Below are 11,243 nucleotides of genomic sequence, written 5' to 3' on the forward strand. Positions count from 1 at the left end.
TTATCCCTGACTGTTCTTGAGGCTGCGTTCAATCGCTTCGCGCAGGACCTGGCGGTCGTCGAAGGGGCGGACCACACCCGCGATGTCCTGGCCCTGCTCGTGGCCCTTGCCGGCGACGAGCACGGTGTCGCCCGACTGCGCGCGGGCCACGACGGCGGCGATGGCGGAGGCGCGGTCGGCGTCGACCAGGACGTCGCCGCGCTCGTGGGCGGGCACCTCGGCGGCGCCCGCCAGCATCGCCGCCAGGATCGCGAGGGGGTCCTCGGAGCGGGGGTTGTCGGAGGTCAGTACGGCGGTGTCGGCGAGACGGGCCGCCGCGGCGCCCATCGGGCCGCGCTTGGTGGTGTCCCGGTCGCCGCCGCAGCCGAGGACGATGTGCAGCTTCCCCTCGGTGACCTTGCGCAGCGAGCGCAGGACCGATTCGACGGCGTCCGTCTTGTGGGCGTAGTCGACGACCGCGAGGTACGGCTGGCCGGCGTCGACGCGCTCCAGCCGGCCGGGGACGCCGGGCACGGCCGCGACACCGTCGGCGGCGGTCTGCGGGTCGAGCCCGGCGACGGCCAGGGTGACGATCGCGGCGAGGGTGTTGGCGACGTTGAACGGACCGGGCAGCGGGGCGGTGGCGGAGATCCGCGCCCCCTGGGGGCCGACGACCGTGAAGGTGGAGCCGTGGGAGCCGATCTCGACGTCCTCGGCGCGCCAGTCGGCGTCCGGGTGGCCCTCGGCGGAGAAGGTGACGACCGGGACGCCGGCCTCGTCGACCAGCCGGCGGCCGTAGGCGTCGTCGAGGTTCACGACGCCGAGCCTGCTGCGCTCCGGGGTGAAGAGCTGTGCCTTCGCCCCGAAGTAGTCCTCCATGTCGGAGTGGAACTCCATGTGCTCCGGGCTGAGGTTGTTGAAGACGGCGACGTCGAAGACGCAGCCGTCGACCCGGCCGAGCACGAGGGCGTGGCTGGAGACCTCCATGGCGACCGCCTCGACCCCGCGTTCGCGCATCACGGCGAACAGGGCCTGGAGGTCGGTGGCTTCGGGGGTCGTACGTTCCGACTTGATGCGCTCCTCGCCGATCCGCATCTCCACGGTGCCGATGAGGCCGCTCTTCCGGCCGGCCGCCTTGAGGCCGCCCTCCACCAGGTAGGCCGTGGTGGTCTTGCCGGAGGTGCCGGTGATTCCGATCTGGAGGAGGTCCTCACCCGGCCGGCCGTAGATCACGGCGGCGAGCTCGCCCATCCGTCCGCGCGGGTTCTCCACGACCAGGACCGGCAGGCCGGTCGCGGCGGCGCGTCCGGCGCCCGTCGGGTCGGTGAGGATCGCGGCGGCGCCGAGTCCGGCGGCCTGGGCGGCGAAGTCGGCGCCGTGCAGCCGGGCGCCGGGGAGGGCCGCGTAGACGTCGCCGGGGCGTACCGCCCGCGAGTCGTGGGTGATGCCCGTGACGTCGGTGTCGCCGGGCGTCTCGACGTCGAGCCGGGCGGCCAGGTCGCCCAGGGGTGTCGGGCGGGCCTGCTCCGGGCGGGGCGGGGTGGTTCGGTACTGATCAGCGTGTGGCACGGCGGTGAGCGTACCGGGCCCACCCGTCGCGGGGCCAAAAGAGGCCGGGGCGTCGCCGGAGTTCGATTTCCGGTTCCCGGAATCGGGGGTGATCGTGCTCACTGGTACTCCCGGGGTGTCACTCGCTGTCCTTGAACATGACCGGCAGTCGGGCCGGCTCGTTGCCCGTCGGGGCCACATGGAGGGTCTTGAGGGCGAACTCCATGACCTTCTTGTAGATGGGTCCGCAGATCTGACCGCCGAAGTAGCTGCCCTTGGTGGGGTTCTGGATGGCGCAGTAGACCGTGATCTGCGGGTCGTCGGCGGGCGCGAACCCGGCGAAGGAGGCGGTGTACCCCTTGTAGCGGCCGAGTTCGGGGTCGACGCGGTTGGCGGTTCCGGTCTTGCCCGCGACCCGGTAGCCGGGGATCCGGGCCTTGGTGCCGGTGCCCTCCTCGTCGCCGACGACGGACTCCAGCATCTGCGCGAGGGTCTTGGCGGTCTTGTCGCTGACCACCCGGGTCTGCTTCGGGGCGGGCGCCGGGGTGAACCGGCCGTCGGGTCCCTTGGTGCCGCGGACGAGGGTGGGCTCGATCCGTACGCCGCCGTTGGCGATGGTCGAGAAGACCGAGGTGGCCTGCATGGCGTTGACCGACAGCCCCTGGCCGAAGGGGATCGTGTACTGCTGCGAGGTCGACCAGTTCGCGGGCTTGGCGAGGATGCCCGGGGTCTCGCCCGGGTAGCCGAGCCCGGTGGGGCTGCCGATGCCGAACTTGCGCAGGTAGGAGTGGAGGACCCGGTTGGACTCGGCCTGGTTCCTGCCGAGCTGGCCGGTCGCCAGGATCGTGCCGATGTTGCTGGACTTGGCGAGAACGCCGTTGAGCGTCAGGTACCAGGTCGGGTGGTCGATGTCGTCCTTGAAGAGCCGGTCGCCGCGGTGCAGCCGGTTGGGGACGGTGACGTGCGTGTCGGGGGTCGCCGCGCCCTCCTCCAGGACGGCGGCCATGGACATGACCTTGCTGGTGGAGCCGGGCTCGTAGGCGTCCTGGAGGGCCGCGTTGCCCATCGCGGCGGAGTTGGCCGCGGACAGGTCGTTGGGGTCGAAGCCGGGGGCGTTGGCCATGGCCAGGACCTCGCCGGTCCTCGTGTTCTGCACTATGACGTAGCCGCGGTCGGCCTTGGACTTCCTCACCTGGTCGGTGATGGCCTGCTGGGCGGCCCACTGGATGTCCCGGTCGATCGTCAGCTCGATGTCGGAGCCGGGCACGGCCGGGGTCCCGCGGGAGCCCGCGGTGGGCACCTGGCGGCCGCCGGACTCGGCGAACCGGATCTTTCCCTCCTGGCCCGCGAGCTCCTTGTCGAGCATGGACTCCAGACCGCCGGCGCCGCGGCCCTCGGCGTTGACGTAGCCCAGTATCCCGGCGGCGAGCTCCCCGTTGGGGTACACGCGCTTGCTGCTGGGCTCGCTCAGGATGCCGCCGAGGAGGTTGATGCCGTTGCCGCCCTCGGAGGGCCTGGACTTGTTCGCGTAGACCTTCTTGAGGTCCTTGATCTGGTTCCAGACCTGCGGCGTCTGCTTGCGGGCGAGCAGGGTGTAGCGGGACTTGGGGGTGCGGAGCTTCTTGGCGAGGCCCGCGGGCTCCTTGCCCAGCAACGGCGCGAGGAGCGCGGCGGCCTGCTCGGGGGCGTCCGGGACCTTGCTCTCCTCGGGGGTGAAGAGCTTGGGGTCGGCCGTGATGTCGTACGCGTCGACGCTGGCGGCCAGGGCGATCCCGGAGCGGTCGGTGATCTCGCCCCGTTCCGCGGAGAGCGTGTACTCCTGGTAGCGGTGTGCCTCGGCCTTGGCGGCCAGCACGCTCGCGTCGACGGCCTGGACCTGGAGCAGGCGGACGACGAACGCCAGCATGACGAGGGTCAGGCCGAGGGAGACGAGCCTCAGCCGCGGCTTCGGGCTGCCGAGCCGGATGGTGCGCACCTTCGGCCGCGCGGGGGGCCGGGGCGCGGGCCTGCGCGGGGCAGCGGCCGGGCGTGCGGCGGCGGGCCGGGGCCTGACGGGGCGCGCGGGCCCGGCGGGGCCGGGGACCCGGCGGCGCGGGGGCTCCTTGGGGGGCACTGCGGTCACCTGCCGGAGTTCGTCGGGGCGGGCGCTGTCGTCTTCGCCGTCGTCCCGGGGGGCGTCGCGGGCGCCGCGCCCTGGGAGGTCCCGGACCCGGGCTCCGCGCTCGGCGGGGCGGAGCCGGTGGGGGTGGAGACAGGGAGCGGGGCGGGCCTCACGGTCCGGTCGGGCTTCGGGGCGGAGGCCTTCGAGGGCTCGCCGAGGACCTTGCCGTCCGGGTCGAGGAAGGCGGGGCTGCCGCCGGGGACCATGCCGAGCTCCCGGGCCCTGCGCTCCAGCGCGTCAGGGGCCGAGTAGTCGTCCACGTCCCGCTGGAGGGCCTGCTCCTCGTCGGTGAGCTCGGTGGTGCGGTTCTTGAGGTCACGCAGCTTGAAGGAGCCCTGGTTGAGGGCGGAGTTCAGCAGCAGGAGCGTGATGAGACCGCCGCCGAGGAGTACGACGACGAGCAGGACGAAGGGGGTCCGGGCGGCGGTACTGGGCCCCGAGGGCATGAGCCGCCCGAGCCGCGCCGCCCGCCCTTTGAGCGGCCCCTTCGTGGTCATGCGGGCACATCCTCCCGGATGCGCTGCGCTCCTCTGAGCCTGGCCGGGGCCGCGCGGCGGTTCTCGGCGATCTCCTCCTCGGTGGGGAGCTCGGCGCCGCGGGTGAGGAGCTTCAGACGGGGCTGGTACTGCTCGGGGACCACCGGAAGGCCGGGCGGGGCCGTGTTCGCCGCGCCCGCCGCGAAGACCCGCTTGACCAGCCGGTCCTCCAGGGAGTGGTACGACAGGACCGCGATCCGGCCGCCCACCGCGAGCGCCTTCACCGCGGCCGGGATCGCCCGCTCCAGGACCGTCAGCTCGCCGTTGACCTCGATGCGCAGGGCCTGGAAGGTCCGCTTGGCCGGGTTGCCGCCGGTGCGCTTGGCGGCCTGCGGCAGCGCGTCGCGGATCAGCTCGACCAGCCGGGCGCTGTTGGTGAACGGCTCCTTGTCGCGCTCGCGCACGACCGCGGAGACGATCCGCTTGGCCTGCTTCTCCTCGCCGTACGCCCGCAGGATCCGGACCAGCTCACCGGCCGGGTAGGTGTTGAGGACCTCCGCCGCGCTGACTCCGGTCGTCTGGTCCATCCGCATGTCGAGCGGGGCGTCCTGCGCGTACGCGAAGCCGCGGTCGGCCTCGTCGAGCTGCATGGAGGAGACGCCGAGGTCGAAGAGGATGCCGTCGACGCGCGGAACGCCGAGCCGGTCGAGGACCTCGGGCAGCTCGTCGTAGACCGCGTGGACGAGCGTCGCGCGCTCCCCGAACGGGGCGAGCCGCTCGCCGGAGAGCCGCAGCGCCTCCTTGTCCCGGTCGAGGGCGACGAGACGCGCCTCGGGGAACCGTTCGAGCAGCGCCTCGCTGTGGCCGCCGAGGCCGAGGGTGCAGTCGACGACGACGGCGCCGGGGCGTTCCAGAGCGGGGGCCAACATGTCCAGGCACCGCTGGAGCATCACCGGGACGTGTCGGTCGTTGCTCAATGCGCCCTCTCAGAAATTCGACTCAAGATTCGGCGCGGCCGCTACGCATCCGCCGCACACGCGGGGGAGAAAGCGCGGAAATCGCTCAATGTCTCCGTGAACTTCGCGTCACTTTAGTCCACTGGCCGCGACGGTCAATCAACCGGCTGGCGCGTCGCGCGGGGCGTCGGGCGGAGCGGGGCATTCACGGCGACTCACCCGATCGGACCTCCTCTCCTCCTTCCTGTGGGTTACCTCACAACAAGGCTCATTGATGTTCTTTGTCCACTCTCACAGCGGGCCTTGAGCGTGCGTGACCACTAACGTCGTAGACATGTCGACCTCTGCGCACTCTTCTACCGACGTGATGGGCACCGCCGGCACGGTCACCGACCGGCTCGTCGAGGCCAACGGGCGGTACGCCGCCGGCTTCACCGACCCGGGCATGGACGCGCGACCCGTGTTGAACGTAGCCGTGGTCGCCTGCATGGACGCCCGCCTCGACCTCCACGCCGCACTCGGCCTGAAGCTGGGCGACTGCCACACCATCCGCAACGCGGGCGGTGTGGTGACCGACGACGTGATCCGCTCGCTCACCATCAGCCAGCGCGCCCTCGGGACCCGCAGCGTGGTGCTCATCCACCACACCGGTTGCGGTCTGGAGTCCCTCACCGAGGAGTTCCGGCACGAGCTGGAGATGGAGGTCGGCCAGCGGCCGGCCTGGGCCGTGGAGGCCTTCCGCGATGTCGAGCAGGACGTCCGGCAGTCGATGCAGCGCGTGCGGACCTCGCCGTTCCTGCTGCACACCGACGACGTCCGCGGCTTTGTCTTCGACGTGACCACCGGGCTGGTCCGCGAGATCGATCCCACCTGATCCGCCGGGCGCAACACGGCAAACCCCGGCATATCGCTCCCACTTGTCCACAGGCAAGTGACACAACCCGGCAAGGACAACAAGAATGCTCGGGTGACACCCCCCGAATGAACCGCGGGGGCAGGTGTCGGTGTTTTCGGAGGGGCCGAGGAGGGCCGGGTGACGACCTATGACGATCGAGCGAGCCTCACAGATCTGACCACCACAGCGGAGCGTGTCCGCAGGTCGGTGGAGGGTGTGATCGAGGGCAAGCCTGAGGTCGTACGGCTTTCGCTGACCGTGCTGCTCGCCGAGGGACATCTTCTGATCGAGGATGTCCCCGGCGTCGGCAAGACGATGCTGGCCAAGACGCTGGCGCGGTCCATCGACTGTTCGGTGCGCCGTATCCAGTTCACTCCCGACCTGCTGCCGTCGGACATCACCGGCGTGTCGATCTTCGACCAGCAGCGGCGGGACTTCGAGTTCAAGCCGGGCGCGATCTTCGCCCAGATCGTGATCGGCGACGAGATCAACCGCGCTTCGCCGAAGACGCAGTCCGCGCTCCTGGAGTCCATGGAGGAGCGGCAGGTCACGGTGGACGGGCAGACCTACGAGCTGCCGAGCCCCTTCATGGTGGTGGCCACGCAGAACCCGGTGGAGATGGAGGGCACCTACCCGCTCCCCGAGGCCCAGCGCGACCGCTTCATGGCGCGCGTCTCGATCGGGTACCCCAGCCCCGAGGCCGAGCTCCAGATGCTCGACGTCCACGGCTCGGTCAGCCCCCTGGACGATCTCCAGCCGGTGGCGCACGCCCACGACATCGTCAAGCTGATCGACGCGGTACGGGGCGTCCACGTCGCCGACTCCGTGCGCCGGTACGCCGTGGACGTCGTCGCCGCGACCCGCAGCCACCCGGACCTGAGACTCGGCGCCTCCCCGCGCGCGACGCTGCACCTGCTGCGCGCCGCCAAGGCGTCCGCCGCGCTCAGCGGCCGCGAGTACGTCCTGCCGGACGACCTCCAGGCGCTGGCCGTGCCGGTCCTCGCCCACCGGCTGCTGCCGACGGCGCAGGCCCAGCTGAACCGCCGTACGTCGGAGCAGGTCGTCCTCGACATCCTGCAGCGCACGCCCGTCCCGGCCACGGCGCCGCCCGCCGGCCCGCACTACGGCCAGCAGCAGCCCGGCGTTCGGCCGCTGTGATGACGACCGCTGCCGCGCCGGAGGGGCAGCGGGGCGAGGACCGGGGCGGCCGTCCCGGTGACGACCCGGTCGGCCTGTGGGCCGCCCTGGGCGGTCTCACCACGCGCGGCCGGTCCTTCCTCGCCGCCGGTGTCGCCGCCGCGATCTGCGCCTTCGTCCTCGGCCAGAGCGACCTGCTGCGCGTCGGGCTGCTGCTCGCCCTGCTGCCGCTGCTCTGCGTCGGCGTGCTCTACCGCACCCGCTACCGGGTCGCGGGCAGCCGGCGGCTCTCCCCGCAGCGGGTTCCGGTCGGCTCGGAGGCGCGGGTCCATCTGCGGATGGACAACGTCTCCCGGCTGCCCACCGGGCTGCTCATGCTCCAGGACCACGTCCCGTACATGCTCGGGCCGCGGCCCCGGTTCGTCCTGGACCGGGTCGAGGCGGGCGGGCGGCGCGAGGTGTCGTACCGGGTCCGCTCCGATCTGCGCGGCCGCTTCCCCCTGGGCCCCCTCCAGCTGCGGCTGAACGACCCGTTCGGCCTGTGCGAGCTGACCCGGTCGTTCAGCGCGTACGACACCCTGACCGTGATTCCCCGGACCGAACCGCTGCCGCCGGTGAAGCTGAGCGGCGAGGCGGCGGGGTACGGCGACGGCAGCCTGCGCTCGCTGGCGCTGGCCGGCGATGACGACGTGATCCCGCGGACCTACCGCCACGGCGACGATCTGCGCCGCGTCCACTGGCGCTCCACCGCGCGCTACGGCGAGCTGATGGTGCGTCGCGAGGAGCAGCCGCAGCGGGCCCGCTGCACGGTGCTGCTCGACACGCGCCGGATCGCCTACCAGGGGGCGGGGCCCGACTCCGCCTTCGAGTGGGCGGTCTCGGGCGCGGCCTCCGCCCTGGTGCACATGCTGGAGCGTGGTTTCTCCGTACGGCTCCTCACCGACACGGGCGCCGCGGTGCCCGGCGAGGGCGCCGAGGGCTTCGCCGGTACGTCCCAGGACTCCGCCGAGGCGGCCGGACTGATGATGGACACCCTCGCCGTCGTGGACCACTCCGACGGGGCCGGTCTCTCCCGCGCGTACGACGTGCTGAGGGGCGGGAGCGAGGGCCTGCTGATCGCCTTCGTCGGCGACATCGACGAGGAGCAGGCGGCGGTCGCCGCCCGGATGCGGCAGCGCAGCGGCGCGGCCGTGGCCTTCGTCCTGGACTCCGGCGCATGGCTGACCGGGGGCGCGGTGGCCGGGGCGGTCGACAAGCGGCTGCGGCAGCTGCGGGAGTCCGGGTGGACGGCGCTGGCCGTGCCTCCGGGGGCGAGGCTCGCCGACCTGTGGCAGCGGGCGGCCGGGATGCGCGCGGAGAGCACCGCGGGCGACACGTACGGAGGTTGGTCATGAGCGGCCGCGGGCGGCTGACACTGGGCGCCTACGCCGCCACGCTGATGGCGGCGGGCGCGCTCCTTCCGCTGGTGAAGCCGGCGACCTGGATCTTCACGGCCGCGATCCTGCTCGCGTTGCAGAGCGGGGCCGGCGCGCTGACCCGGCGGGTGCCGCTGGCCAGGCCGCTGACGATCGCGGCGCAGGTCGTCGTGAGCCTGCTGACGCTGACCCTGGTCTTCGCCCGTGAGCAGGCGCTGCTCGGTCTGCTGCCCGGGCCGCAGGCCTTCGGGCGGTTCGCCGAGCTGTTCCGGTCGGGCGCGGACGACGTCGGGACCTACGCGACCCCCGCGCCGGACACCCTGGGCATCCGGCTGATGGTGGTCGCCGGCGTGCTCGTGATCGGCCTCCTGGTGGACACGCTCGCGGTGACCTTCCGCAGCGCGGCCCCGGCCGGTCTGCCGCTGCTCGCCCTCTACTCGGTGGCCGCGGGGCTCTCCGAGGGCGGCGCGAGCTGGATGTGGTTCCTGCTTGCGGCCTCCGGCTATCTCCTGCTGCTCCTCGCGGAGGGCCGGGACCGGCTCTCGCAGTGGGGTCGGGTCTTCGGCGCGGCGCCACGGGCCGCCCGCCCGGGGGCGGTCGGGTCCGGTGGCGGGCAGCCGCTCGCCCCGGTGCGGACCGGCCGGCGGATCGGTGCGGTCGCCATGGGCCTCGCGCTGGCCGTGCCGGCCGTGCTGCCGACGCTCTCCGGGGGCCTGTTCGGCGGTCCGGGCTCCGGACCGGGCGAGAGCGGCAAGGGCGGGACCATCTCGGCGGTGAACCCGCTGGTCTCCCTCCAGGACAACCTCCGGCAGCCCGAGGACCGCGAGGTGCTCCGGTACCGGACCAACGCCACCGACACCAGCGGCCTGTATCTGCGGCTCGTGGCGCTCGACCAGTTCGACGGCACGTCGTGGAAGTCCTCGGTCCGCCCGATCGAGGACGTCCCCAAGCCGCTGCCGCGGCCGGACGGCCTGAGCGGTCAGGTCGCCACGACCGAGGTGACGGGCAACTTCGTCGCCTCCTCGACGTACGAGCAGAAGTGGCTGCCGATGCCGTACCCGGCGTCCCGGGTGGAGATCGGCGGGCGCTGGCGGTACGAACCGGCCGGACGGATGCTCGTCGGCGACGACGGGCAGAACACCCGCGGCGCCCGGTACACGGTGGCCAGCCTGGACGTGCGGCCGACGGCCGCGCAGCTGGCGTCGGCCCCGCCGGCCTCGGCCCAGCTCCGTGCCGAGTACACCAAGGTCCCCGACTCACTGCCGCTCGACGTGCGGGCGACGGCGCTCCAGGTCACGAAGGGCGCCCGGAACGACTACGAGCGGGCCGTGAAGCTCCAGGACTGGTTCGCGACGGACGGCGGCTTCCGCTACGACGTCGAGGTCGAGTCCGGCACCGGAGTGCAGGCGATCTCGCGCTTCCTGGAGCGGCGGGAGGGCTTCTGCGTCCACTTCTCGTTCTCGATGGCGGCGATGGCGCGGACCCTGGGCATCCCGGCGCGGGTCGCGGTCGGCTTCATGCCGGGCAGGCCGCAGGCCGACGGCGCGATGTCGGTGGGCATCCGGGACGCCCACGCCTGGCCGGAGCTGTACTTCGAGGGCGCGGGGTGGACCCGCTTCGAGCCGACGCCGACGCGCGGCTCCACCCCGGAGTACACGCGGCAGCAGTCCCCGACGGACACGCCGAGCGAGTCGGCGCAGCCGTCGGCCGGTGCGACGGCCGCGCCGTCCGCGGCGCCGAGCCGTTCGGAGAGCTGCCCGCCGCAGCTCCGCCGCCTCGGCGAGTGCGGCCCGGACGCGGCGGTGGCCGGTGACTTGTCGGACGGCGGCGGAGTGGATCCGCTGACGGTCGTCCTGGTCTGCCTGGGTGTGGCGGTGGTGGTTCTGCTGCCGCTGACGCCCCTGCTGTGGCGTACACGGGCCCGCACGGCGCGGCTCGGTTCCTCGGGGCGCACCGCGGAGGACGCGGTGGCCAGGACCCTGGCGGCCTGGCGGGAGATCATCGACACGGCCTGGGACCACGGAGTGGCTCCGGACGAGTCGGCGACACCTCGGAAGACGGCGGCGCGGATCGTCCGGCTGGGCGCCCTGGAGGGCGAGCCGGCCAACGCGGTGCACCGGGTGGCGCGGGCGGTCGAGCAGGTCCTCTACGCCCCGGAGCCCCGGCCGGGCACGGGTCTCGTGGACGAGGTGTCCCTGGTCAGGTCGGGCTTCGCGGCGGTGTCCTCGCGGAAGGTCCGGCTGCGGGCGCTGCTGGCTCCGCGCTCGGCCGTCCGGGTGCTGTGGACGGCCTCGTCCCGCTGGGCGGTGCTGTCGGACCGCTGGGGCGCGCGCCGCGAGGCGGTGACGCTCCGTGCGACGGGCGCCCTCCGCCGCCTGACCCGCCAGCAGGGCTGACGCAGACGCGAGTGTCGGAAGGGGCGGGGGTCAAGACCCCCGCCCCGGCCCGGCCGCCCACCCGGCCGCACCGCACCACCGGGCCGCACCCGCAGCCGGGCCCGACGCCCAGCCGTAACGGACCCTCCATCGGACCGGACGCCCCGTCGGCCCGGACGCCCGTCGGACCGGACGCCCCGTCGGCCCGGATGCCCGTCGGACCGCGCGGGCACACCGACCACGGGTCTCGCGTAGCCGCACCGACGAAGAGCCCCGCGGGGCCGCGCTGTAGCGCGGCCCC

8 protein-coding genes are annotated in these 11,243 nt (G+C 73.2%); 4 read left to right on the forward strand and 4 right to left on the reverse strand.

From position 1 onward, the window contains the following. From M5362_RS19085 to rsmH, 4 genes are read right to left on the reverse strand one after another with little or no spacing between them, the layout of a single operon-like run. Positions 1–1,650 (reverse strand): UDP-N-acetylmuramoyl-L-alanyl-D-glutamate--2,6-diaminopimelate ligase, encoded by a 1,650-nt coding sequence (locus M5362_RS19085; protein ID WP_260228795.1) that lies wholly within the window; start codon positions 1,648–1,650, stop codon positions 1–3. A gap of 16 nt (positions 1,651–1,666) precedes the next feature. Further along, entirely contained in the window at positions 1,667–3,640 is a 1,974-nt protein-coding gene (locus M5362_RS19090) for a penicillin-binding protein 2 (RefSeq protein ID WP_308354888.1), read from the reverse strand. Between the two features lie 5 nt (positions 3,641–3,645). Continuing rightward, positions 3,646–4,185, reverse strand: coding sequence for a septum formation initiator family protein (locus tag M5362_RS19095; RefSeq protein ID WP_260228797.1), 540 nt, complete (start codon positions 4,183–4,185; stop codon positions 3,646–3,648). Next, on the reverse strand, positions 4,182–5,141 hold the full coding sequence (gene rsmH, locus M5362_RS19100; protein WP_260228798.1) for a 16S rRNA (cytosine(1402)-N(4))-methyltransferase RsmH: 960 nt from the start codon (positions 5,139–5,141) through the stop codon (positions 4,182–4,184). Before rsmH ends, M5362_RS19095 begins: the two co-directional genes overlap by 4 nt. A gap of 313 nt (positions 5,142–5,454) precedes the next feature. On the opposite strand from rsmH, the gene M5362_RS19105 reads away from it, so the two are divergent. From M5362_RS19105 to M5362_RS19120, 4 genes are all read left to right on the forward strand, one after another. Continuing rightward, positions 5,455–5,994: a carbonic anhydrase gene (locus M5362_RS19105; protein WP_260228799.1), complete on the forward strand. Its 540-nt coding sequence runs from the start codon at positions 5,455–5,457 to the stop codon at positions 5,992–5,994. Between the two features lie 159 nt (positions 5,995–6,153). Further along, positions 6,154–7,173, forward strand: coding sequence for a MoxR family ATPase (locus tag M5362_RS19110; RefSeq protein ID WP_260228800.1), 1,020 nt, complete (start codon positions 6,154–6,156; stop codon positions 7,171–7,173). After that, positions 7,173–8,546, forward strand: a complete 1,374-nt coding sequence (locus tag M5362_RS19115; RefSeq protein ID WP_260228801.1) for a DUF58 domain-containing protein — start codon at positions 7,173–7,175, stop codon at positions 8,544–8,546. The genes M5362_RS19110 and M5362_RS19115 overlap by 1 nt, the downstream gene beginning before the upstream one ends. Then, on the forward strand, positions 8,543–10,963 hold the full coding sequence (locus tag M5362_RS19120) for a DUF3488 and transglutaminase-like domain-containing protein (protein WP_260228802.1): 2,421 nt from the start codon (positions 8,543–8,545) through the stop codon (positions 10,961–10,963). The genes M5362_RS19115 and M5362_RS19120 overlap by 4 nt, the downstream gene beginning before the upstream one ends. Positions 10,964–11,243 lie beyond the last annotated feature (280 nt).

The organism is Streptomyces sp. Je 1-79, assembly GCF_025195125.1.
GTDB lineage: Bacteria > Actinomycetota > Actinomycetes > Streptomycetales > Streptomycetaceae > Streptomyces.

What these genes read in the sequence shown, in the direction of transcription:
- M5362_RS19095 (WP_260228797.1), bottom strand. Translation starts at nt 4,185, where the DNA reads ATGACCACGAAGGGGCCGCTCAAAGGGCGGGCGGCGCGGCTCGGGCGG.
- M5362_RS19105 (WP_260228799.1), top strand. Translation starts at nt 5,455, where the DNA reads ATGTCGACCTCTGCGCACTCTTCTACCGACGTGATGGGCACCGCCGGC.
- M5362_RS19115 (WP_260228801.1), top strand. Translation starts at nt 7,173, where the DNA reads ATGACGACCGCTGCCGCGCCGGAGGGGCAGCGGGGCGAGGACCGGGGC.
- M5362_RS19120 (WP_260228802.1), top strand. Translation starts at nt 8,543, where the DNA reads ATGAGCGGCCGCGGGCGGCTGACACTGGGCGCCTACGCCGCCACGCTG.